Origin of the sequence: Rhodococcus sp. SORGH_AS_0301 (assembly GCF_030818285.1) — a bacterium.
Taxonomy (GTDB): domain Bacteria; phylum Actinomycetota; class Actinomycetes; order Mycobacteriales; family Mycobacteriaceae; genus Rhodococcoides.
Genome location: NZ_JAUTAC010000002.1, coordinates 3,770,403 through 3,793,549, shown reverse-complemented (window position 1 = coordinate 3,793,549; position 23,147 = coordinate 3,770,403). Strand labels below are relative to the sequence as shown.

Genomic DNA, 23,147 nt, shown 5'->3' with positions numbered 1-23,147 from the left:
TGATCCCCCACCTTGCTTCCCGCGCGGCCTTTCCCCTACATTGATGGACACGATGTGATTCAGATAACAATCACATCAGTTAGTGGGGTGCTCCTCAGTTCGCTGTGCAGCGTGAGCTGCGTCGGCGGGTGGGACGCCCGGAACGCCAGGGAAACGGTGTTCGCCGACGGTAAGGGGTCAACGAATGCACACAGGAACGCCGAATGCAGCGCTCGACATCGGGGAAGCCGAAGCGCGCATCGCATGGGTATCGCAGGCGCGATGCCGGGGAGTGGATCCCGATCAACTGTTCGTCCGCGGCGCCGCGCAGCGCAAGGCCGCAACGATCTGCCGTCACTGCCCCGTGCTCATGCAGTGCGGAGCGGACGCCCTCGACAACCGTGTCGAGTTCGGCGTCTGGGGCGGCATGACAGAGCGTCAGCGCCGGGCCCTGATCAAGCAGCACCCCGAGGTGGACTCCTGGGCCGAGTTCTTCGAGACCCAGCGTCACCACCAGTCGGCCGTCTGACCCACGCCGCCGCCGGGCGACCGGCCACGGTTCCTGTGATCTCCCACCGCGATGTCCGATTCGCGGTGGGAGATCTCTCGTCGCACCGCATGAACTCTTCGTGAACGCCCGACGACGCGTCGGGACCCGTCCGGGGCGCGGGGTGTCTGTCACTCCCGCCCGTGTCGATCGACCACACGCGACAGCGCGGACGAATCGGACCTCCATCGAGTCTGTGTGCGTCACAACGGAATCGGTCGTATCGGAAGAAACGTGACGCACGGTCGCTCGGCTGCCGCGCCCGCGCGGGAAGGCTTTTCCACGCTCTGACCTGCGCCGTCGTCGACGCGGACCGTGGGGGCGCCCGCTCGCCCGCCGCCGCGCCGGTCGTGCCCGGCACCGAATCGGACCCGGCGTTCGGTGCCCCGGCCGCGCCCGGTCCGTGTGTCGGCCCGTCCCTCGCGGTTCGCTTTCCGTTGTCTCGCACGTCGATTGACACCGTCCCACCGTGACCGTTGAATCCTGCTCGGCACTCGCCGCTTGACGGATCCGACGATCAGCGCGGATTCGCTCCCACTGCGAAAAGGACTCGACGGGCATGAAGATGAACAAGATCGCGGTTGTCGCCGCGATGACGATCGTGTCGCTGGGCACCGCCTCCGCGACCGCGTACGCCGATCCGGCACCCGCCGCTGCTCCCGAGGTGCACTGGAACGCCGTGGCCGCGGGCACCGGGCTGCTCGTGACCACCGACTCGGGAACCCTGAGCAACGAGAACAACCACCTGGTCATCCGCGACGACTCGGGTGTCGTCGTCGATTCGGTGCCGCTGGCTCTCGCCGTCGACGGACTGGCGCATCCCGTGTCCGCTCAGGTCGAGGGCAACACCGCGACCCTCGCGGTCGACGCCGCTGCGCCCGCCGCGCCGGTCTACGACATTCCGGGCCTGAACCAGGTGGACCTGCCCGCCGCGGTCGCCGGCGTCAAGGACAACCTGTCGCTCACCGCCACGGTCGGTGGATTCCTCGGTGCCGCAACCGGTCTCGTCGGCGGCTGCCTCCTCGGTGCGGCCGCGGCCGGCGTCGTCTCCGCTCCCGTCGCGCTCCTCTTCGGTGCGGGCCCGATCGCCGGATGCATCGGTGGCGCCCTGCTGCTCGGCGCCGGTGGATCGCTCGCCGGTACCGCCATCGGTGGTCTCGGTTCCGCCGTGGCCAATGCGCAGCAGTTCGTCACGCTGCTCGAGGCGCCGCCCGCAGTGAAGAAGTAGTCACACCGATGCGAGTACTTCTGGTCGGTCTCGCCGTCCTCTGCTCGCTCGTTCTCGGCGGCGGGGCTCAGGCCTCCGCCGCCGAGCGCGTGGAGCTGGGCGGGGGTTCCGGGCTGGTCCTGACGCAGGACGGACGAGAGACACTGTGCAGTCTCACCGTGATCGGTGCGGACACCGCCGGGCGCACCATCGGGCTCACCGCAGGCCACTGCGGACGGGTCGGCGACACCGTGGCGAGCGAGAGCGATTCCGCCGCAGGAGATGTGGGCTCCGTTGTCGCGGTTCTGCCCGCGTACGACACGGCGATCATCCAGTTCGACGCGGAGCGGGTGGCCCCGGTGGCCTCCGTCGGCAGCACCACCATCACGGCTGTCGGGGATCCCGCACGGCTGGCCGAGACCGTGTGCAAGCAGGGTCGTACGACCGGTGCGACGTGTGGAGTCTCCTACGGTGACATCCTGAACTCCCAGCAGGTGTTCGCCCAGGTGTGCGTGAACGCCGGGGACTCCGGTGCGCCGGTGGTGCGGGGAACGTCCGTGGTCGGCATGGTGAACGCCTACCTCGTGGCACCCTGCATCGGCCCCGCCGTCGTCACCGACCTGGTGTCGATCCTGCGTGCGATCGACGAGAGCGGCGGCCCCGGCGCGGGCCTGCGGCTCACCGCCTGAGCGCAGAGGCTCAGGCGGTGCCGGTCAGCTGATCGGCGACGGCACGCAGTGCGTCGAGATCGGACACCTCGAACGGCAGCGAGGGCACCCCCACGACGGGAACACGGGGGTGAGCGGCGGTGAAACGACGCAGCAGTCCGATCTCGCGCTTCGCGGTGACGGCCCGATGCGCGTGCACGCGAAGCACTCCCGCGGCCAGAGCGGCATCGGGGGTGCCTTCGGCGTCCAACTGGTCGGCGGCCGTGACGGCGTGGTCGGACGGCAGCGAACTCAGCGTCGGGTGCGTGCGGTTGAGCACCAGTCCAGCCAACGGCATGCCGTCCTCGGACAGGCGGGTGACGAAGAAGGATGCCTCCCGCAGCGCGTCGGGCTCCGCGGCCGCGACGACGACGAAATGGGTTCCGTCCTGACGCAGCAGGTCGTACGTGTGGCGCGCACGTTCGCGGAAGCCACCGAACATCGAGTCCAGCGACTGCACGAAAGCGGAAGCGTCGGAGAGCATCTGGCTGCCGACGATGGACGAGACGCCGCGCATCGCGAGACCCACGGCGCCGGTGACCACTCGGCCCAGCCCGCGACCCGGGGCCATCAGCAGCTTGATCATGCGACCGTCGAGGAACGACCCCAGACGCTGTGGGGCGTCGAGGAAGTCCAGCGCGTTGCGCGACGGCGGCGTGTCCACGACCACGAGATCCCAGTCACCGCTGGCGGCGAGCTGCCCCAGCTTCTCCATCGCCATGTACTCCTGCGTCCCCGAGAAGGACGACGCCACAGTCTGATAGAAGGAATTGTTCAGGATCTGCCGGGCCTTCTCCGGCGTCGAGTGCTCCATCACCATCTCGTCGAACGTCCGACGCATGTTGAGCATCATCGCGTGCAGTTCGCCGGTGGCGTCGGGCCCGAGGGCGACCGGCTGCGGAGTGTTGTCCAGCTCGCCCACGCCGAGAGCCTGGGCCAGGCGCCGTGCGGGATCGATCGTCAGCACGACTACCCGGCGCCCGTTCTCGGCTGCCCGCAACGCCATCGACGCCGCGGTGGTGGTCTTGCCGACACCGCCGGAGCCGCAGCACACGACGATCCGCGACGACGGATCGGTCAGGATGGACCCGATGTCGAGAGTGGGAACGGTGCTCATCGCACTCCCTGTTCCGTGAGGTGGTGGGCGAGCTCGTACAGTCCGCCGAGGTCCATGCCGTCGGCCAGAGCCGGGAGCGTCAGGCGCGGCACCGCGAGGTCACCGAGACGCTGTTGGCTCTCGCGCTGGGCCGCGAGCCTCGACGCGTGCTCGATGGACTCGGTCAGCAGGCCGGCGAAGTCGTCCTCCGACAGCGTGATTCCGGCATCGGCGAGTTTCTTCTCGATCGCGGCGGCGTCGAGGTTCCCGGAGGCCGCCTCGGCGAGCGCCTCCGCCGGAAGGAACGACTCCTCGGTGCGGTTGACGACCACGGTGCCCAGTCGGAGATCGGCCGCTGCGAGTTCCGCAGCAGCATCGGCGGTCTCCTGCACCGGCAGCGCCTCGAGCAGCGTCACCAGGTGCACCAGTGTCTGCTCGGAGTGGAGCAGCTTCACCACACCCTCGCTCTGCGATCGCACCGGGCCGGTCTTGGCGAGGTCGCGCATCGCCGTCGTCACGTCCAGGAAGCTCCCGATCCGCCCCGTCGGCGGCGAGTCGACGACGATCTCGTCGTAGAGCAGCCGACCGTTCTTCTCGGTGCGGACCGCACGCTCCTTCACCTTGCCGGTGAGGAGTACGTCGCGCAGACCGGGGGCGATGGTGGTGGCGAACTCGATGGCTCCCACCCGCCGCATCGCCCGGCCGGCGAAGCCGAGGTTGTAGAACATGTCGAGGTACTCGAGGAACGCGGTCTCGATGTCGATGGCCAGCGCGTACACCTCACCACCGCCGTCGGCGGAGGCCACCTTGGTGTCCACCGGGCTCAGCGGGGGGACGTCGAAGAGCTGGGCGATGCCCTGGCGTCCCTCGACCTCGACCAGTAGAACCTTGCGCCCACCTGCGGCGAGGGCCAGGGCGAGCGCGGCGGCGACGGTGCTCTTGCCCGTCCCACCCTTGCCCGAGACGAAGTGCAGTCGAGCGCGGTCCGCTTCGGGCGGCCATCCTCGCTCCGCCTGAGGGGACGATCCGGTGGGGTGCGACGTCGCACCTGCTGTCTCCGACACGTCCTCGACCTTACTGACCCGGTGCGCTATAGGCTCCTGCCATGAGCGCATCGACGACGTGGGAATACTTCACCGCACCCCTGCTGATCCACAACACCAAGGCCATCCTCGACAACTTCGGTGCCGACGGCTGGGAGCTGGTCACGGTCATGCCCGGCCCCACCGGCGAGAACCTGGTCGCCTACTTCAAGCGCCCGAAGAGCTGACATGGGTGTGACGGAGAAGCTCGCCGAGCTCGGGCTGACCCTTCCGCCCGTCGTGCCGCCGGTCGCGTCCTACGTTCCCGCGGTGCGGTCGGGAGATCACGTCTTCACCTCGGGTCAGCTGCCCATGGTGGACGGCGCGCTGACCGCCACCGGCAAGGTCGGGGCCGAGGTGTCGGCCGAGGACGCGACCGCCGCCGCCCGCGTCTGTGCGTTGAACGCACTGGCCGCGATCGACGCGCTGGTCGGCATCGACTCCGTGGTCCGCATCGTCAAGGTCGTCGGATTCGTCGCGTCGGCACCGGGATTCACCGGTCAGCCCGGCGTGATCAACGGTGCGTCGAACCTGCTCGGGGAGCTGTTCGGCGACGCCGGCATCCACGCTCGGTCGGCTGTCGGAGTCGCCGAGCTGCCCCTGGGCGCAGCCGTCGAGGTGGAGATGATCGTCGAGGTCGCACCCGCCTGACGGGTGTGCGTCACCGACCGCTCGCCACGAGGGTCCGGCACTGCTCGATGACGCGCTGCAGAGCGAGTCCGCGATGTGCCGAGCACTCGTGGCGGGTACCGGTCCGGACGGACTCCAGGAACTCGTCGAGCAGTACCGCGTAACACCGGTCGGGTGGCGTGGTGCGGTCCGACAACTCGACCAGGCCGCCCGGTCCGCTCGCGCCGACCCGCAGCACCGACGGGCGCACAGGCGTCCGCATGGACAGCGTCACCAGGCTCGTCCGGACTCCGGCTGTGCTCCCGTGCTGCAGAGCCAGCGACCACGTGTCGGACGCGTCGTCACGCCTCGCCCACGCCACGGACTCGACCGGTCCGAGCACCTCCATCGCGAGATCGAGAACGTGCGGGCCGACGTCCATGAGGGCGCCGCCCTCCTGCCGCCACGTCGAGCCGGCGTACTCGCCGCCGAGCAGGGCGCCGGACAGCCAGGTCGCCGTCACGGTCGCGACCTCCGTGTCGCGCACGGCGTCGAGGAATGCTCGGGTCTCGGGTGCGAAGCGACGCGTCAGCGTGACCATCGACGAGACCTTGGCCTCGTCGATCGCGGCCACGAGAGTGGCCGCATCCGCCGCAGAACCGGCGATCGGCTTGTCCAACAACACATGTCGACCCGCGGCAGCCGCCCGATGGGCGAGATCGAACTGCACCTCGGGGGGTACCGCGAACGCGACGGCGTCGACGGAGTCGATCAGTGCATCGACGTCGTCGACGTACGGCACCTCGGGAGCCGTCTGTGCCGCGGCGTCGGGACGGCGGGCCCAGATGCCGGCGAACTCGATGTCGGGATGCGCGGTGAGTGCGGGTGCCGCGGCCTGACGAGCCCAGGGTCCGGCACCGATCAGACCGATTCTCATGGTGCGAGCCTAGGTTCTGTCCCGGTCGGCACCGAACCTCCGTCGGCTGGCACAGTGGTCGCATGGCGGAGAAGGATCCCACGGCATCGGAGAAGCACCCCGCGTACGGACGGCTGCGGCGCGTGACGTCGACCGCGTCCGTCCTCCTGGCCGAGAACCCCGGGAAGATGACGCTGGACGGCACGAACACGTGGATTCTGCGAGCCCCGGGGCACGAGCAGTGCATCGTGGTCGATCCGGGCCCGCGCTCCCGGTCGCACGTCGACCGCATCGCGGCGCAGGGACGCGTGGCGCTGATCCTGATCACCCACCGCCATCACGATCACACCGGCGGTATCGCCCGACTGCACCGGTCGACGTCCGCGCCGGTGCGCGCGGTCACGTCCACGTACCTCCGAGGTGACGCCGCGCCGCTGGTGGACGGCGAGGTGATCGCGGCCGCCGGGGTGGAACTCACCGTCGCGGCGACACCGGGCCACACCGCCGATTCCGTCAGCCTGGTCCTCGACGACGCGGTGCTGACCGGGGACACCATCCTCGGTGCCGGATCGACCGTCCTGGACGGGAAGGACGGGGATCTCGGTGACTACCTGGCCTCACTCGACCGACTGGAGCAACTCGGTGAGGGACGCGTCGCGCTGCCCGGCCACGGGCCGGACCAGCCCGACACCGCGGTGCTCGCCCGCGCCTACCGGGCCCATCGCGAACAGAGACTCGACCAGGTGCGGGCAGCGCTCGACGTCCTCGGACCCGACGCCACCCCTCTGAAGGTGGTGCGTCACGTCTACGCGGACGTCGACAAGAAGCTGTGGCCCGCGGCGCGGATGTCGGTCAAGGCCCAGCTGACGTATCTGCGCGGTTAGCGTGCGCGCCGGGCGAGTCGCTCGGAGTCGGAGATGAGCACGCTCTTGCCCTCGAGGCGGAGCCAGCCGCGGTGCGCGAAGTCGGCGAGCGCCTTGTTCACGGTCTCGCGAGAGGCGCCGACGAGCTGAGCGATCTCCTCCTGCGTGAGGTCGTGGACGACGCGCAGCGAGCCGGCCTCCTGGGTGCCGAAACGCTGTGCGAGCTGCAGCAGTGCCTTGGCGACGCGGCCGGGAACATCGGTGAAGATGAGGTCGGCCAGGCTGTTGTTGGTACGACGCAACCGGCGGGCGAGCACCCGGAGCAGCTGCTCGGCGATCTCGGGGCGCTGATCGATCCAGGCCTTCAGGGCGTCGCGATCCATGCTCACCGCGCGCACCTCGGTGACCGTGGTGGCGGTGGAGGTGCGGGGGCCGGGATCGAAGATCGAGAGCTCACCGAACATGTCGGACGGACCCATGATGGTCAGGAGGTTCTCGCGACCGTCGGGGGAGCGGCGGCCGAGCTTCACCTTGCCGCTGACGATGATGTACAGCCGATCGCCGGGCTCACCCTCGTTGAAGACCACGTGGCCACGCGGGAAATCGACCGGTTGCAGCTGCTTGGTCAGCGCCGACACCGCAGACGGCTCGACCCCCTGGAAGATGCCGGCTCGTGCCAGTACCTCGTCCACGTGTACTCCCTTGCCCTGAAAGATCGGCAGATCTACGAATGTGTCGTCTTCATGTGTCCGGTCGGAGTCTACGTCGCCGGGCGGCCACAGGAGTGATCACAGCCACCCTCGACGCGTCGGCGTCGGACCGGGGGCCGTGTCGGCGGGTGCTCAGCTGGCGCGGCGTGCCCTGTCGTCGAGAAGAGCGACGTCCTCCTCCATGACGTCGCCACCGCGGCGACGTCGGGTGCGGAACCGTGCGAGGGCGTTCGGGAAGCCTTCCGCGGCCAGGGTGGCGACCTCGGCGGAACTGGCGGCGTCCAGGAATTCCTGAACCTCCTGCTCGCGGACTCCTGCGCGGTTCAGCCGCGCCTCGAATCGCTCCATGGCGAGGGCGAACAGCATCAGCAAGACCGGGAACAGAACCACAGCGAGTGCTTGCATACCGAGGAGTAAACACTGTCGACGTCTCGAAAAGAACACGGCGGGGTCACCGGTGCGGACACGACCGGAGCGTGCTGTCGGGGGCGTTCCGTAGAGTCGTGGCGTGCAGAAATCAGCCGCCGGTCCCTCTCACGTGGGCAAACGAGACGAGTCCGCCCTCGCGCTCACGCGCCGGGCACGCCGGATGAATCGCAACCTCGGCGTGGTCTTTCCGCACGTCTACTGCGAGTTGGACTTCACCACCCCGCTCGAGCTCGCGGTGGCCACCATCCTGTCCGCGCAGTGCACCGACAAGAGGGTCAACGAGACCACGCCGGCACTCTTCGCGAAGTACCGGTCGGCGCGCGACTACGCGGAGGCCGACCGGACGGAGCTCGAGGAGTACATCCGGTCCACCGGTTTCTACCGCAACAAGGCCAACTCCCTCATCGGGCTGGGCCGCGAGCTCCTCGAGCGGTACGACGGTGGAGTTCCCGCCTCGCTGAAGGAGCTGGTGACGCTGCCCGGTATCGGGCGCAAGACGGCCAACGTGGTCCTCGGCAATGCGTTCGACATTCCCGGCATCACCGTCGACACCCACTTCGGCCGACTCGTCCGCCGCTGGGCCTGGACCGAGGAGGAGGATCCGGTCAAGGTCGAGCACGCCATCGGTGCGCTGATCCCGCGCAAGGAGTGGACGATCCTGTCCCACCGCGTGATCTTCCACGGCCGCCGCGTGTGCCATTCGCGGACGCCGGCGTGCGGTGTCTGCCTGCTGGCGAAGGACTGCCCGTCGTACGGGCTGGGGCCGACCGACCCCGTCAAGGCCGCGGCATTGGTGAAGGGGCCGGAGACGGACCACATCCTCGCCCTGGCCGGCATCGAGACGTGAGCAGGTCGTCCGCGGCGAGGTGGAGCCTGGCCGCGCTCGTGGTGGTCGTCGCCCTCATCGTCGCCATCTGGCCGCGCGGGGACGATCCGACGGGACCGGCGAGCTTCGCCGACTACCGCGACACTTTCGGCGCGGCGCCCACCGACGACGCGACGGACACGGAGCTGGCCCCCTTGCGCACCGAGGCCGCGCTCGCCGCGTGCCCCGTGCCGGCGGCCGGCGCCCCGGCGCCCGCCGGCCCACTGGCGGGTCTGCGCACCACCTGCCTGGCCGACGGAGCGCCGGTCGATCTCGGTGCGGCCGTCACCGGCACACCGACTCTGCTCAACCTGTGGGCCTACTGGTGCGGCCCGTGCGCGGAGGAACTGCCGTATCTGCAGCAGTACGCCGAGCGTGCGGGCGGTGCCGTTACCGTGGTGACGGTGCACGAGGATCCCCGCCAGGGCAACGCCCTGACCCGACTGGCCGACTACGGCGTCCGACTACCCGGCGTGCAGGATCCGTCCGCTGCCGTCGCCGCTGCCGTCGGAGCTCCGGCCGTGTTGCCCGTCAGCGTGCTGCTCGCCGCCGACGGATCCGTCGCCGCGGTTCTCCCGCAGCCGTTCCGCTCCGTCGACGAGATCGCGGACGCCGTGCGCACCCACCTCGGAGTCTCGGCGTGACGGATCACGCGGGCACGCCGCCGTGGCTGTCCCGTCTGGCCGCCGTGCACACCGTGCGCGACGACGCGAGCAACCCGGTGATCGCCCGCCACGCACCGGACGGGGCGACGGGCAGACCGGCCGCGGTGCTGGTGCTCTTCGGCGGGCGGCCCGACGCGGCGGAGTTGCCCACCGACGCCACGGTGCTCCTGACCCAACGCGCGTCCTCGCTGCGGCAACATCGCGGTCAGGTCGCCTTTCCCGGCGGCGCAGCCGATCCCGGCGACGACGGACCCGTCGGCACCGCTCTGCGGGAGGCGCAGGAGGAGACCGGGGTGGACCCGGACGGCGTGGAGCCGCTCACGGTGCTCGACTCCATCTTCGTGCCCCCGTCGGGCTTCGAGGTGACACCGGTGATCGCGTACTGGCGCGTCCCGAGCGAGGTGTCCGTCGTGGACACCGCCGAGACGGAGCGTGTCGTCGCCGTGCCGCTCACCGATCTTCTCGATCCGGTCAACAGATTCGTGGTGCGCCACCCCCTCGGTTATCGGGGCCCGGCGTTCGCAGTGGGAGGAATGCTCGTGTGGGGTTTCACGGCCGGAGTGCTGTCCGGCGTCCTCGAGACGGCGGGCTGGGGTGCCCCCTGGGACACCGAGGACGTCCGGGACCTCGAGACGTCGCTCGCCGCCGTCGGTGAGGAGTTGCACCCGTGACGGGATCGACCTGGCTCGACATCGGTGTGGCACTGGTGGCGTTGCTCGCCGCGTCGTCGGGGTGGCGGCAGGGCGCGGTCGCGTCCGCCTTCGCCTTCTTCGGTGTCGTCCTCGGTGCCGTCGCCGGCATCCTGCTCGCACCGCGCGTCCTCGACCACGTCGAGGAAGGGCGGATGCGCGTGCTCGTCGGCGTCGCCCTCATCGTCGTCATGGTGATCGTCGGCGAGATCGCGGGCATGGTGTTGGGACGAGCGTTGCGCAGCGGGATCCACAGCCCGGCGGCGCGCTCGGTGGACAGCGTCATCGGTGCCGGTCTGCAGGCGGTGGCCGTGCTCGTCGCGGCCTGGTTGCTGGCCGTCCCGCTCACCGCGGCGTCGCAACCGCAGATCGCCGCGGCCGTGCGCGGATCGTCGATCCTCGGCGCCGTGGACGATGTGGCGCCCGAGTGGGTCCGCGAGATCCCCAACGAGTTCTCGGCTCTGCTCGACACGTCGGGTCTCCCCGACGTCATCGGCCCCTTCGGCCGCACTCCCGTGGCCGAGGTCGGTCCGCCGGATCCCAGCGTGCTGGCGTCGCCGATCGCGGCGGACCTCCAGGACAGCGTGCTGCGGATCCGCGGTATCGCCGAGAGCTGCCAGAAGGCGCTCGAGGGCTCCGGTTTCGTCATCGGGCCGGGCCGTGTCATCACCAACGCGCACGTCGTCGCCGGCACCTCGTCGGTGGCCGTCGACACCGTGGACGGCCCGCTCGACGCGGAGGTCGTCCTGTTCGATCCCGCCGTCGACATCGCGGTACTGAACGTGCCGGATCTGACCGCCGACGTCCTGCCGTTCGCGACGGGGCGCGCGGAATCGGGAACCGACGCGGTGGTGCTCGGGTATCCCGGCGGTGGCCCGTACACGGCATCGTCCGCGCGGGTGCGCGAGACACTGAACCTCACCGGGCCGAACATCTACCGCACCGGGACGGTGGACCGGGAGGTCTACACCGTGCGCGGATCGATCCGTCAGGGCAATTCCGGCGGACCGTTGGTGGCCACCGACGGCACGGTTCTCGGCGTCGTCTTCGGCGCCGCCGTCGACAACTCCGATACCGGATTCGTGTTGACCGCAGCAGAAGTCGCCGACGAGGTGGCAACGGGGCTGCAGAACGGGCAACCTGCCGGTACGGGATCCTGCGTCGGGTGAGGATGCATCGGCTGTCACGCCGAGGAGCGCCCGCACCGCGTACCGTGATCACGAAGGTGGCGAGGAGACGACGTACTCCGCGTCCCCGGCTCGACGGGGGGAGCATCGATGGGGGTACGTCGACGCCGTGACGTGGTGATCACGACACGGGTTGTTCGAGGGGCGCGCGACGTGCGTCCGATTGGTCCGACGGTTCCCGGGGAATCATCCGACGGTCTGCGGCGCGCGGACACGGGATGTGACGGGTGACGGTGACGACGGGAGACGAGGCGAGGATGGGCCGCCGCGGCGGTCGGCAGCTGACGGCGGCCGGCAACTACTTCGACACGCGGTCGAAGGCGGTCATGGCAAGTGCCTCGGGGGCGCTGCCCCTGCTCGTCATCGCGATTCTCCAGCCCACGTTCCTGCGGCCGGGCACGCTGCCGCTCCTGGCCGTCATCGTCGCGTTCACCGTGGTCACCGTGGGCATCACCCTGCGTGCCGGTCGTCTGTCCGACCGGCAGTTCACGGTGCTGGGGTCGGGTGGCATGGTCGGCGTCGCCATCTCCGCCTATCTGATCGCCGATCCGTCGGGGTCGCGCGCGGTCACGGCGATGCTGGCCGTCGTGCCCGCCATCGCGGCGTCCGGATCGCCGCCCAAGGTCACGATCTCGCTCACCGGCGCCGCGGTGATCATGGCGACGGCACTGAGCATCAACGGCTCCGAGGGCGCGGTGCGGTTCGTCGCGGCCGGCGCCGCGGTCACCACCGTGGTGGTGCCGGCGGTGTTGATCGCCACCATGCGCAGCTCGCTCGAATCGGTGACAGCCCGCCTCGAGACCCTGGCGAACACCGATCCGCTCACCGGCCTGCTCAACCGCCGCGGCATGTTGCCGCGGGTGAGCGCCATGCTCGCAGAGGCATCGGAGAAGTCCGACGCCATCGTCGTCTCGCTCGTCGACGTCGACCACTTCAAGTCCGTCAACGACACTCGCGGTCACGCGGCCGGTGACGTCGTGCTCACCACGGTCGCCGAGGCGATCGCCGCCTACGTTCCCGAGGACGCGGTGGTCGCCCGGCTGGGCGGGGAGGAGTTCCTGGTGCTCGGCCTCAGCAAGTCCGTCGCGGGGCTCGAGGAGAAGGTGCTCGAGAGCGTCCGCTCCGCGTGCGACGTCACCGTCAGCATCGGAGTGGCGCAGGCGAACGTGGTGTTCGACGAGAGGGGCGGCAACGACGTCGAGGCCACCCTCGACCGACTGACCTACGCGGCCGACCGCGCGCTGTACGCGGCGAAGACGGCGGGCCGCGATCGAGTGGCATTCGCGGTGGAGGACGTCGTCCGGTGGTCACCGACCCTGACGCCGGTGCAGCGCCGCGACAAGACGGAACCCCTCCCGTGACGGCAGAGGAGTGAGCATGAGCGAGCACCGCGTCCTGGATCCGACCGACCTCGGCGATCACGAGGTTCTCGATCGACTGATGTCCGAGATCGGGGACGACGCGATCCTGGACACCACCGCCGAGCAGCTCCAGTCGCTCGACGCACTGCTGCCCACTCCGTCGTCCGAGCTCCTGGACGAGCCGACCCGGTGGGTGCACTACCCCTGGCGTCGCTCGCTCGTGCGGGTGCTCGGTCCGCGCGGGTTCCGGTTGCTGCGCCTGGACCGGAACCGCAACAAGATCACCGTGGACGAGCAGGATGCTGCGCGGCGCCTGCGCGTCGGCGTCGTGGGTCTGAGCGTCGGCCACGCGGTAGCGCACACCCTCGCTCTCGAAGGGCTGTGCGGCGAGCTCCGGTTGGCCGACTTCGACGATCTGGACCTGTCGAACCTCAACCGTGTGCCCGCGTCGGTGTTCGACCTCGGCGTCAACAAGGCGGTGCTGGCGGCTCGCCGCATCGCCGAACTGGATCCGTACCTCGAGGTGACGACGTTCCCGACCGGGATCGACGAGGCGACCACGGACGCCTTTCTCGCCGACCTCGACATCGTCGTCGAGGAGTGCGACTCGATCGACGCGAAGGTGTTGGTGCGGCAGGAGTGCCGTCGCCGCGGGATTCCCGTGATCATGGAGACCAGCGACGGGGGCGTGCTCGACATCGAGCGCTACGACCTCGAACCCGACCGACCGTACTTCCACGGGTTGCTCGGCGACGTCGACGCCGCGGCGGTCGCGGGGATGACGCCGCGGGAGAAGGCGCCACTGGCGGGGCGCATCCTCGAGATGGAGCGCATCACGCCGCGCATGGCGGCATCGTTGCCGGACATCGGTACGACATTGTCGACGTGGCCGCAGTTGGGGAGTGACGTGGCTCTGGGCGGCGCGTCGGTGGCCGCTGTGGTGCGGTTGTTCGGGCGCGGGACACCGCCTCCGTCGGGACGCGTCCGTGTCGGTCTCGAGGCGATCATCGAGAGCACCCTCGTCGACCCCTACAGGGACTGACCGCTCGCTCGGAGATGGCGCAGCAGAACGTCGGTGACCTCGTCCGGGCGTTCCTGGTGCACGTAGTGCCCCGATCCCGTCACGCGATGCTCCACGAGCTGCGGTGCCCAGTGGGAGTCGCGGCGCGCCGTTGTCGGCAGGACGTACGGGTCGGCGGATCCCAGGATCTGCAGCGCCGGTAGATCGACGGTCCGGTCGATCGCGGCGCGGAAGCGGCGACCGTCGGAACGGAACTGGCTGCGGAACGCCCAGCGCTGATACTCCAACGTGCTGTGTGCGACACCGGGGATGCGGACGGCCGACCGCATCCTCGACACGACGTCGCCGAACTCCGTGGACGACTGCCACTGCGCGGACGACCGGGCACGGACGAGTCGCTCCACCTCGGCACCGTCGTCGGCGACGAGCGTATTCTCGGGTGTGAGCGGAACCTGGTAGCGCAGGAACGACGGCAGCAGCGCCGCGCGCTGCGCCGAGTCCCGTATCGCAGCTCGCCGCAACGAGATCGGATGCGGTGAGGCGAGCAGCGAGATCGAGCGAACAGCGCGAGGGTGCAGCGCTGCGGTCGCCCAGCACACGAGTCCGCCGTCGGCGTGCCCGACCAGATCCGCCTCGGAGTGTCCGAGCGCGCGAACGAGGCCGGAGATGTCACCGGCGAGGGTCCAGCCGTCGTAGCCGCGAGGCGGCTTGTCGCTGTCGCCGTAGCCCCGCAGATCCACTGCCACGGCGTGATAGCCGGCGGCGCCGAGAGCGGTCAGCTGGTGGCGCCACGACCACCAGAGGTCGGCGAAGCCGTGGACGAGGACGACCAGCGGCGCCGGCCGACTCGGATCAGGGCGTCCCGGGTCGGCAGACGCCGAGGTGTCCGCCTCGGCGATGTGGAACCGGATGCCGTTGGCGCGGATGTCGCGGTGCTGCCACGGGCCGGGATATCGGACGGTCGACGGGTCGGGTGCGGCCACTGTCGTCGGTACGCGGGCGCGGTGTCAGCGCGAGAGCGGGGCGCGCACGTCGAGCGCGTCCAACGGCTTCTTCGGCGATGCGCCGTCGCCCTGGCCCGGCAGCACCGAGGAGGCCGCCTTCAGCGAGTCGATGGTCTTCTCGGGCTTGCGCAGCTTCTTCACCCGGAGGTAGCCGAGGAACGCGAGCAGCGCCGTGATGACCACCATGATCAGGAAGACGATGAGGAACGCGAGCCACCGCGTGACCCACACGTTGAGCAGCTCGGCGAGGAAGAAGAAGAAGAAGAACGAGCTGAAGATCAGGACCGCGAGCGCGAGGATGAAGAGGACGCTGCCCTGCAGTCCCTTCTTGATCTCGCCGGTCACCTCGGCCTTGGCCAGTTCGACCTCGGCGCGGACCAACGTGGAGACCTGTGTCGTCGCGTCCTTGACCAGGGTGCCGATGCTGGCCGTGGCGGGGTTGCTGCGACTGTCGACGTCCGTCAGCGGGATCGAGGAGATACTGGCCGGAGCGGTCGTCCGACCGCTCGTGTCGGTGCCTCGGCTGCTGCTCACGTGCAAGTCCCTTCGAAGATGTTCGTCGCGCTCGACAGTGATCGTCCGGCGATACCGGCCAACCTTATGTCCTTACCCGTTCGGGGCTCACACTATCGCCGCCGGACGGGGCCGGTCCCGCCGGACGTCGGTCCCCGCGTGGTGAGCACTCACGAACCGAGTGGCCGGTATCGGCCCTCACGTCACGATGCGTCGGGTAACTTCCTGCTGACGAACCCGCCTCCCAACAGGAGAAACCCGTGACAAGCACTTCCGCGGACCGCGTTCCGAACCCCGACGGTTCGAACATCGCCGGTCCGGACTCCGATCTCGATGCAGTGGACGGCGTACCTCGCAGTCGCATCGTGATCGCCTCGATGGTCGGAACCTCCATCGAGTTCTTCGACTTCTACATCTATGCCACCGCCGCCGTCCTCGTCTTCCCCCGACTGTTCTTCCCCGCGGGCAACGACACGACGGCCCTGCTCGCGTCGTTCGCGACGTTCGGCCTCGCCTTCGTCGCGCGGCCCATCGGTTCGGTGCTGTTCGGACACTTCGGTGACCGCATCGGCCGGAAGGCGACCCTGGTGGGGTCCCTGCTCACCATGGGCATCGCGACCTTCCTCATCGGACTGCTGCCGACGTACGACAGCGTGGGCATCATCGCCCCGATGTTGTTGGCGCTCATGCGTTTCACGCAGGGTGTCGGCCTGGGCGGCGAGTGGTCGGGCGCTGCACTGCTCGCCACCGAGACCGCCAAGGAGGGCAAGCGGGCCTGGGCCGCGATGTGGCCGCAGCTCGGTGCCCCCATCGGCTTCCTGATGGCCAACGGGATCTTCCTCATCCTGACGTTGTCGATGGACTACGACTCCAAGACGTCCGGATCGGACCACGCCTTCCTCACGTGGGGATGGCGTGTGCCCTTCCTGCTGAGCGCGATCATGGTGATCATCGGCCTCTACGTGCGACTCAAGCTCGAGGAGACACCGGTGTTCAAGCGCGCCGTGGCCAACGGCCAGCGCGTCAAGACGCCGGTGGCGGAGGTCTTCAAGACCAGCTGGCGTCCGCTGATCCTCGGCACGTTCGTCATGCTCGCGACGTACACACTGTTCTACGTCATGACGACGTGGGTGGTCAGCTACGGCACCGGCAAGGTGGTCGATCACAGCGGTGTCGCCGTGACCATCGCCTACACGGACTTCCTGGGCCTGCAGCTCATCTCGGTGTTGTTCTTCGCCGCGTTCGTCCCGGTCTCCGGCTGGCTCGCGGATCGGTTCGGCCGCCGCATCACACTGATCGTCATCACCACCGCGATCATCCTGTTCGGCCTGTCGTTCAAGTGGTTCGCTGCTCCCGAGTCCGCCACCGAGAGCCGCATGCTGCTGTTCATGTGCGTCGGCCTGGCGCTGATGGGTCTGACCTTCGGACCGATGAGTGCTGTTCTGCCGGAGCTGTTCCCGACCAACGTGCGCTACACCGGATCGGGTATCTCCTACAACACGGCCAGCATCCTGGGAGCGGCCGTGGCGCCGTTCATCGCGACCTGGCTGGTGAACTCCTACGGCGTCGCGTGGGTGGGCGTGTACCTGGCCGTCGCCGCGGCACTGACGCTGTTCGCACTCGTCGTCATGAAGGAGACGCGCGGACGCGATCTCGACACAGTGTCCTGACGGACTGCCGACAGCAGAGAGGGGCTCGTGCACTCGGTGCACGAGCCCCTCTCTCTGCGTGACGCGTGGTTACTTCTGGCCGGCCTTGGCGATCGCGTCGAAGACGGCGGGATCGACGAGGGTCGAGGTGTCGCCCAGATCCCGGCCCTCGGCGACGTCGCGGAGCAGGCGGCGCATGATCTTTCCGCTGCGCGTCTTGGGGAGCTCCGGGACCACCGTGATCTGTCGCGGCTTGGCGATCGGCGAGATCTCCTTCGACACCTGAGCCTTCAGCTCGGCGATCAGCGCGTCGCCGGTGTTCTCGATGCCCTCGCGCAGGATGACGAAGGCGACGATGCCCTGGCCGGTGGTCTCGTCCGCCGCGCCCACGACGGCTGCCTCGGCGACGCCGGGGTGGGTCACCAGAGCCGACTCCACCTCGGAGGTGGAGATGCGGTGACCGGAGACGTTCATGACGTCGTCGACGCGTCCGAGGACCCAGAGGTCGCCGTCGTCGTCGAAGCGCGCACCGTCACCGGCGAAGTACCAACCCTCGGTGGCGTAGCGGGACCAGTAGGTGTCCTTGTAGCGCTCCATGTCGCCCCAGATGCCACGCAGCATCGACGGCCACGGCTCGTCGAGTACGAGGTACCCGTTGCCGCCGGGCCCCAGCATCTTCGCGTCGTCGTCCACGATGGCGGCCGAGATGCCGGGGAGCGGTGTCTGGGCCGATCCCGGCTTGGTGGCGGTGACGCCGGGCAGCGGCGAGACCATGATCGCGCCGGTCTCGGTCTGCCACCAGGTGTCGACGATCGGAGCGCTGCCGGCGCCGATGACGTCGCGGAACCAGCGCCACGCCTCGGGGTTGATGGGTTCGCCGACGCTGCCGAGCAGGCGGATCGAGGAGAGGTCGTGTGCGTCGGGGATCTGTCGTCCCCACTTCATGAACGTGCGCACGAGCGTGGGCGCCGTGTAGTAGATGGTGACGCCGTACTTCTCGACGATGTTCCAGTGCCGGTGCTCGTCGGGAGAGTTGGGCGTGCCCTCGTAGACCACCTGCGTGGCGCCGTTGGCCAGCGGGCCGTAGACGATGTAGCTGTGCCCGGTGACCCAGCCGATGTCGGCCGTGCACCAGTAGACGTCCTTGCCCTGCTTGTGGTCGAAGACGTAGTGGTGCGTGTAGGCGGTCTGCGTCAGGTAGCCGCCGGAGGTGTGGATGATGCCCTTCGGCTTACCGGTGGTTCCCGAGGTGTAGAGGATGAAGAGCGGGTGCTCGGAGTCGAACGCCTGCGCCTCGTGCTCGGGGGAGGCGGACCCGACGGTGTCGTGCCACCAGAGGTCGCGGCCCTCGGTCCACTGCACGTCGATGTCGGTGCGCTTGACCACCAGGACGTGCTCGATCGACGCGGCGCCGTCCACGGCCTCGTCGACCGAGTCCTTGAGCGGCGCGGCCTTGCCGCGGCGCCACTGGCCGTCGGTGGTGACGACGAGCTTGGCCTCGGCGTCGTCGATGCGCGAGCGCAGTGCGGAGGACGAGAAGCCTGCGAAGACGACGCTGTGGGTCAGTCCGAGGCGGGCGCACGCGAGCATCGAGACGATGGCCTCGGGGACCATGGGCATGTAGATGGCGACGCGGTCACCCGAGACGAGCCCGAGATCGGTGAAGGCGTTCGCGGCGCGGCTGACCTCGGCGAGGAGGTCGGAGTAGGTGATCTCGCGGCTGTCCCCGGGCTCGCCCTCCCAGTGGATCGCCACCTGGTCGCCGCGGCCCTCGACCACGTGCCGGTCGACGCAGTTGTAGGCGACGTTCAGTTCACCACCGACGAACCACTTCGCGACGGGGGCGTCCGACCAGTCGAGCACCTGCTCGAACGGCGTGTGCCAGTGCAACCGGTTCGCCTGCTCGGCCCAGAACGCGAGGCGATCGTCCTTCGCCGCCTGGTAGAGCTCGGATCCGGCGTTGGCCTGCGCGACGAAGTCGTCACTCGGGGGATAGGACACCGGGTGCTCCGATTCCGTGTCCCTGGTCGCGCCGTCGTCGGTCACGGTCTCGGTCATCGTGGTACCTGGCCCCTCTCGGAAAAGCTGGTGTGTCGGTTCGGTGTGTCGCGACTGTGAGGGTAGTCACGTGTGACCGGCGCCGCACCGTTGCAGAGGGCTGCGACCCGGGACGTGCGGCGAGAGGTGCGTTCTGCGCGACGGGCGGTGTGCAGCAGCGATGGATGGTGACGAGACACCAAAATCGCCTCTCATCAGGCTGTCTGACCGGTGAGGTCCAGTCCTGTCAGGTTACGTCCGTATTTCGGGGCGGACCCGGGTCGTTCCGATTTCGGGGGAGTGCACGACAGACCTTTGTGAGTGTGTCTAAAGTCAAGCAAATATCCGGGTCACGCCGGTCATCGCCCGTGGCCCACCCGACACCCGCGGACCACCCGCGGACGGTGCGTGCAGTCGACCCTGTTCGTGCCGGATTCGATGGAGGACATGTTGAGAGTCAAGAAGACGATCGCGGTGGTCTCGGTGGCCATCGCCGCCGTGGGCATGCTCGCGGCGTGTGGTGGCGGGGGTGGGTCCTCGAGCGCCGAGGGCACCTACAGCCTGTACATCGGCCAGCCCGAGAACCCGCTCGTTCCCGGTAACACCACCGAGAGTGAGGGCAACCAGGTCCTCAAGGCCCTGTTCACGCCGTTGGTGAACTACAACGACGAGAGCAGCGAGGTCGAGTACACCGGCGTCGCCGAGTCGGTCGAGTCCGACGACCAGCAGAACTGGACGATCAAGCTCAAGCCGGACTGGACGTTCCACGACGGCACGCCCGTCGACGCGAAGTCCTACGTCGATGCGTGGAACTACACCGCGCTGAGCACCAACGCCTTCGGTGCCTCGTACTTCTTCGAGAACGTCCAGGGCTTACGACGATCTGCAGGCCGCCGAGGGCGCCGAGCCCACCGCGACCACGATGACCGGCCTCGAGGCCGTGGACGACACCACGATTCGCGTGGCTCTGAAGGAGCCCTTCGCGATCTACCCGGTGACCCTGGGCTACAGCGCGTTCTCGCCGCTGCCCGAGGCGTTCTTCACCGATCCCGACGCCTTCGGACGTCGTCCCATCGGCAACGGCCCTTTCAAGGCCGACGAGGACTTCGTCGAGGGCCAGGGCATCACCCTGACCAAGTACGACGACTACAAGGGTGAGAACCCGGCACAGTCGCAGGGCGTGCAGTTCAAGGTCTACACGGAGCTGAGCACCGGCTACACCGACGTTCAGGCCGGCGGCCTCGACGTCATGCTGGATCTGCCGCCGGACGCCTGGGCGACCGCACGTGACCAGTTCGGTGACCGGTACGGCGAGCGCGCTCGCCCCGACATCACCTCGCTCGCGTTCCCGACCTACGACCCGCGTTTCTCGGATCCCCGTGTGCGTGAGGCGTTCTCGATGGCGATCGACCGTCAGGCCATCACCGAGGCCATCTTCACCAACACCCGCACGCCGGCCACCTCCTTCGGTTCGCCCGTCGTCGACGGCTACCGGGACGATGCCTGCGGCACCAAGTGCGAGCTGAACGCCGCTCAGGCCAACACGCTGCTCGACCAGGCCGGCTTCGACCGGTCGCAGCCGGTGGAGCTGTGGTTCAACGCCGGTGCGGCACACGACACCTGGATGACCGCCGTGGGCAACCAGCTGCGCACCAACCTCGGAGTCGACTACGTGCTCCGTGGCGATCTGCAGTTCGCGCAGTACCTCCCGCTGCAGGACGCGCAGGGCATGACCGGTCCGTTCCGTTCGGGCTGGATCATGGACTACCCGTCGCTGTACAACTTCCTGTCGCCGGTCTACAGCTCGGCAGCACTGCCGCCGGCGGGCTCGAACGTCAGCTTCTACTCCAACCCGGAGTTCGACGCCGCCCTCTCGCAGGGCAACAACGCGGAGTCGATCGACGCCGCGACGACCGAGTACCAGCGGGCCGAGGACATCCTGTTCCGCGACCTGCCGGCCACTCCGCTCTTCTACGGTCTGAACCAGGCCGTGTGGAGCGAGCGGGTCGACAACGTCAAGATCGACCTGTTCGGTGACATCGAGGTCGCGGACGTCACGGTCAGCTGACCTCTCTCTCGACTCGGTGGGGCGCCGTGCAGACGCAGGGCGCCCCACCGACGCGTGAACCGTGAGACCCCGAAGAGGAGAACCCAGTGGGTCGCTTCATCACGCGCCGATTGCTGTTGACCATCCCGGTCCTGATCGGCGCCTCGTTCCTGATCTTCGCGATGGTGTACGCCCTTCCCGGCGATCCCATCCGCGCGCTCGCGGGCGATCGCCCGCTCGCCCCGGCCGTCGTCGCGCAGTTGCGTGCGCAGTACAACCTCGACGACCCGTTCCTGGTGCAGTACGTCAAGTACGTCGGCGGGCTCCTGCAGGGTGACTTCGGTACCGACTTCGCCGGGCGCCCGGTGCTCGACACCATCTCCCAGCGTCTTCCGGTGACGGTGCGGCTGACCATCGTGGCCATCGTCTTCGAGGCCGTCATCGGCATCGCGGCCGGTGTGCTCTCCGGTCTGCGCCGCAACTCCTTCTTCGACAACCTCGTGCTGGTGTCGACGACGCTGCTGGTGTCGGTTCCCGTGTTCGTCTTCGGCTTCGTCGCCCAGTACCTCTTCGGCTACAAGTTCGACCTGTTCCCCATCGCGGGTATCAACGACGGGTGGTACAGCTACCTGCTGCCCGGCCTGGTCCTGGCGTCGCTGTCCATGGCGTACGTCGCGCGTCTCACGCGGTCCGCGGTGTCGGAGGCCATGGCGGCGGACTACATCCGCACCGCCCGCGCCAAGGGCGTGGGGTACCGGCGCATCGTCCTGCGTCACGCACTGCGCAACAGCATGATTCCCGTCGTGACGTTCATCGGCGCGGACATCGGTGCGTTGCTGGGCGGCGCCATCGTCACCGAGTCGGTGTTCAACCTGCCGGGCCTCGGACGCGCGATCTTCGACGCCGTGCAGCGTCAGGAAGGCGCGGTGGTCGTCGGCATCGTCACGCTGATGGTCTTCTTCTACATCTTCTTCAACCTCGTCGTGGACGTGCTCTACGCGCTCCTCGATCCCCGAATTCGATACGAGTAGGCGCTATGACCAACGATGCACAGCATGTCGCCGCCGAGGGCGAGCCGGGCAACGTCGTGACCGGTGAGGCACAGGAGCTGGTCGGCCAGGCGAGCCTGTGGGGTAACGCGTGGAAGAAGCTGCGGCGCAGCGTTTTCTTCTGGTTCGGTGCCGTCATCACCGCGGTGCTGGTCCTGATGGCCGTGGTGCCCCAGCTGTTCGCTCGCGGGATCGATCCGCGCGCCTGCGACCTGTCGGACACCCGGCTCTCGCCGAGCTCCGAGCACTGGTTCGGAACGGACCTGCAGGGATGTGACTACTACGCCAACGTCATCTACGGCGCCCGCATCTCGCTGACCATCGGACTGCTCGCCGTCATCGGCGTGCTGATCATCGGCGTCCTGATCGGCGCGCTCGCCGGGTACTTCGGCGGCGTGCTCGACAGCCTGCTCGCCCGCTTCACCGACATCTTCTTCGGCATCCCGCTCCTGCTCGGCGCGCTGGTCCTGCTCACCGTCACCAGTGAGCGGACCGTCACCACGGTGGCGCTGGCCCTCATCGCCTTCGGGTGGATGACGGCCATGCGATTGGTCCGCTCGTCGGTCATCTCGATCAAGCAGAGCGAGTACGTGCAGGCCGCACAGGCACTGGGCGCGAGTACGTTCCGCATCCTGGTCCGCCACATCCTGCCCAACGCCCTCGCACCCGTGCTCGTGTACGCGACCATCGCCGTCGGCACGTTCATCGCGGCCGAGGCCACGCTGTCCTACCTGGGTATCGGGCTGCAGTTGCCGGCGATCTCGTGGGGCCTGCAGATCAACCTCGGCCAGAACTACATCTCCACCTCGCCGCACCTGGTGCTCTTCCCCGCCGGGTTCCTGTCGGTGACCGTGCTGGCCTTCATCCTCATGGGCGATGCGCTGCGAGATGCGCTCGACCCGAAACGGAGCTGAC

23 protein-coding genes and 1 pseudogene are annotated in these 23,147 nt (G+C 68.8%); 16 read left to right on the top strand and 8 right to left on the bottom strand.

Annotated features, from left to right (window positions below; all coding sequences use genetic code 11):
* The first annotated feature begins 184 nt into the window (after window positions 1–184).
* The 3 genes from QE397_RS18585 (at window position 185) to QE397_RS18575 (ending at window position 2,422) form a co-directional block, all read left to right on the top strand.
* Window positions 185–508: a WhiB family transcriptional regulator gene (locus QE397_RS18585; RefSeq protein WP_027506681.1), complete on the top strand. Its 324-nt coding sequence runs from the start codon at window positions 185–187 to the stop codon at window positions 506–508.
* Between the two features lie 577 nt (window positions 509–1,085).
* On the top strand, window positions 1,086–1,754 hold the full coding sequence (locus QE397_RS18580; protein WP_056443346.1) for a hypothetical protein: 669 nt from the start codon (window positions 1,086–1,088) through the stop codon (window positions 1,752–1,754).
* Window positions 1,755–1,762: 8 nt separating this feature from the next.
* Complete coding sequence (locus QE397_RS18575) at window positions 1,763–2,422, top strand: serine protease (RefSeq protein WP_307096619.1); 660 nt, start codon at window positions 1,763–1,765, stop codon at window positions 2,420–2,422.
* Window positions 2,423–2,432: 10 nt separating this feature from the next.
* Here QE397_RS18575 and QE397_RS18570 read toward each other — a convergent pair whose 3' ends face one another.
* Window positions 2,433–3,557, bottom strand: a complete 1,125-nt coding sequence (locus QE397_RS18570) for an ArsA family ATPase (RefSeq protein ID WP_307096617.1) — start codon at window positions 3,555–3,557, stop codon at window positions 2,433–2,435.
* Window positions 3,554–4,600 carry an ArsA-related P-loop ATPase gene (locus tag QE397_RS18565; RefSeq protein ID WP_307096615.1) on the bottom strand — a complete coding sequence of 349 codons (1,047 nt, stop codon included), beginning with the start codon at window positions 4,598–4,600 and terminating at the stop codon, window positions 3,554–3,556. The genes QE397_RS18570 and QE397_RS18565 overlap by 4 nt, the downstream gene beginning before the upstream one ends.
* 41 nt (window positions 4,601–4,641) lie before the next feature.
* On the opposite strand from QE397_RS18565, the gene QE397_RS18560 reads away from it, so the two are divergent.
* Both QE397_RS18560 and QE397_RS18555 read left to right on the top strand, forming a co-directional pair.
* Window positions 4,642–4,806 (top strand): hypothetical protein, encoded by a 165-nt coding sequence (locus QE397_RS18560; RefSeq protein WP_197027831.1) that lies wholly within the window; start codon window positions 4,642–4,644, stop codon window positions 4,804–4,806.
* 1 nt (window position 4,807) lies between these two features.
* Window positions 4,808–5,269, top strand: coding sequence for a RidA family protein (locus QE397_RS18555; protein WP_027506685.1), 462 nt, complete (start codon window positions 4,808–4,810; stop codon window positions 5,267–5,269).
* A gap of 10 nt (window positions 5,270–5,279) precedes the next feature.
* On the opposite strand, the gene QE397_RS18550 is transcribed toward QE397_RS18555, so the two are convergent.
* Entirely contained in the window at window positions 5,280–6,164 is an 885-nt protein-coding gene (locus QE397_RS18550) for a Gfo/Idh/MocA family protein (protein WP_307096612.1), read from the bottom strand.
* Between the two features lie 62 nt (window positions 6,165–6,226).
* On the opposite strand from QE397_RS18550, the gene QE397_RS18545 reads away from it, so the two are divergent.
* The gene (locus QE397_RS18545) at window positions 6,227–7,027 is read left to right on the top strand and encodes an MBL fold metallo-hydrolase (protein ID WP_056443358.1); all 801 of its coding nucleotides are present in this window, start codon (window positions 6,227–6,229) and stop codon (window positions 7,025–7,027) included.
* Here QE397_RS18545 and QE397_RS18540 read toward each other — a convergent pair.
* Together QE397_RS18540 and QE397_RS18535 are read right to left on the bottom strand one after the other, a co-directional pair.
* The gene (locus tag QE397_RS18540) at window positions 7,024–7,698 is read right to left on the bottom strand and encodes a Crp/Fnr family transcriptional regulator (RefSeq protein ID WP_027506688.1); all 675 of its coding nucleotides are present in this window, start codon (window positions 7,696–7,698) and stop codon (window positions 7,024–7,026) included. The two genes, QE397_RS18545 and QE397_RS18540, sit on opposite strands and share 4 nt — an antisense overlap.
* Before the next feature lie 150 nt (window positions 7,699–7,848).
* The gene (locus QE397_RS18535) at window positions 7,849–8,121 is read right to left on the bottom strand and encodes a hypothetical protein (RefSeq protein WP_027506689.1); all 273 of its coding nucleotides are present in this window, start codon (window positions 8,119–8,121) and stop codon (window positions 7,849–7,851) included.
* Window positions 8,122–8,305: 184 nt separating this feature from the next.
* Between QE397_RS18535 and nth the strand changes: the two genes are divergently transcribed.
* From nth to QE397_RS18505, 6 genes are all read left to right on the top strand, one after another.
* Window positions 8,306–8,992 (top strand): endonuclease III, encoded by a 687-nt coding sequence (gene nth / locus QE397_RS18530; RefSeq protein ID WP_307097631.1) that lies wholly within the window; start codon window positions 8,306–8,308, stop codon window positions 8,990–8,992.
* Window positions 8,989–9,654 carry a TlpA disulfide reductase family protein gene (locus tag QE397_RS18525; protein WP_307096608.1) on the top strand — a complete coding sequence of 222 codons (666 nt, stop codon included), beginning with the start codon at window positions 8,989–8,991 and terminating at the stop codon, window positions 9,652–9,654. Before nth ends, QE397_RS18525 begins: the two co-directional genes overlap by 4 nt.
* The gene (locus QE397_RS18520; protein WP_222638942.1) at window positions 9,651–10,346 is read left to right on the top strand and encodes a CoA pyrophosphatase; all 696 of its coding nucleotides are present in this window, start codon (window positions 9,651–9,653) and stop codon (window positions 10,344–10,346) included. The genes QE397_RS18525 and QE397_RS18520 overlap by 4 nt, the downstream gene beginning before the upstream one ends.
* On the top strand, window positions 10,343–11,533 hold the full coding sequence (locus tag QE397_RS18515; protein ID WP_027506693.1) for a MarP family serine protease: 1,191 nt from the start codon (window positions 10,343–10,345) through the stop codon (window positions 11,531–11,533). Before QE397_RS18520 ends, QE397_RS18515 begins: the two co-directional genes overlap by 4 nt.
* Window positions 11,534–11,784: 251 nt before the next feature.
* On the top strand, window positions 11,785–12,912 hold the full coding sequence (locus QE397_RS18510; protein WP_156380588.1) for a GGDEF domain-containing protein: 1,128 nt from the start codon (window positions 11,785–11,787) through the stop codon (window positions 12,910–12,912).
* A 16-nt stretch (window positions 12,913–12,928) separates the two neighbouring features.
* On the top strand, window positions 12,929–13,954 hold the full coding sequence (locus tag QE397_RS18505; RefSeq protein WP_307096607.1) for an Rv1355c family protein: 1,026 nt from the start codon (window positions 12,929–12,931) through the stop codon (window positions 13,952–13,954).
* Here the strand turns inward: QE397_RS18505 and QE397_RS18500 are convergent.
* Together QE397_RS18500 and QE397_RS18495 are read right to left on the bottom strand one after the other, a co-directional pair.
* The gene (locus tag QE397_RS18500; protein ID WP_307096605.1) at window positions 13,942–14,916 is read right to left on the bottom strand and encodes an alpha/beta fold hydrolase; all 975 of its coding nucleotides are present in this window, start codon (window positions 14,914–14,916) and stop codon (window positions 13,942–13,944) included. The genes QE397_RS18505 and QE397_RS18500 overlap by 13 nt on opposite strands.
* 24 nt (window positions 14,917–14,940) lie before the next feature.
* Window positions 14,941–15,471, bottom strand: a complete 531-nt coding sequence (locus QE397_RS18495; RefSeq protein WP_222633335.1) for a phage holin family protein — start codon at window positions 15,469–15,471, stop codon at window positions 14,941–14,943.
* 356 nt (window positions 15,472–15,827) lie between these two features.
* Here QE397_RS18495 and QE397_RS18490 point away from each other — a divergent pair, with 356 nt between their 5' ends.
* Window positions 15,828–17,120: an MFS transporter gene (locus QE397_RS18490; protein ID WP_222647594.1), complete on the top strand. Its 1,293-nt coding sequence runs from the start codon at window positions 15,828–15,830 to the stop codon at window positions 17,118–17,120.
* A gap of 69 nt (window positions 17,121–17,189) precedes the next feature.
* Here the strand turns inward: QE397_RS18490 and acs are convergent, their stop codons facing one another.
* Entirely contained in the window at window positions 17,190–19,157 is a 1,968-nt protein-coding gene (gene acs / locus QE397_RS18485; protein WP_307096603.1) for an acetate--CoA ligase, read from the bottom strand.
* Between the two features lie 429 nt (window positions 19,158–19,586).
* Between acs and QE397_RS18480 the strand changes: the two are divergent.
* From QE397_RS18480 to QE397_RS18470, 3 genes and pseudogenes are all read left to right on the top strand, one after another.
* Window positions 19,587–21,204, top strand: a pseudogene (locus QE397_RS18480) (ABC transporter substrate-binding protein).
* A gap of 86 nt (window positions 21,205–21,290) precedes the next feature.
* The gene (locus tag QE397_RS18475) at window positions 21,291–22,214 is read left to right on the top strand and encodes an ABC transporter permease (protein WP_027506699.1); all 924 of its coding nucleotides are present in this window, start codon (window positions 21,291–21,293) and stop codon (window positions 22,212–22,214) included.
* A gap of 5 nt (window positions 22,215–22,219) precedes the next feature.
* On the top strand, window positions 22,220–23,146 hold the full coding sequence (locus QE397_RS18470) for an ABC transporter permease (protein WP_051613564.1): 927 nt from the start codon (window positions 22,220–22,222) through the stop codon (window positions 23,144–23,146).
* Window position 23,147 lies beyond the last annotated feature (1 nt).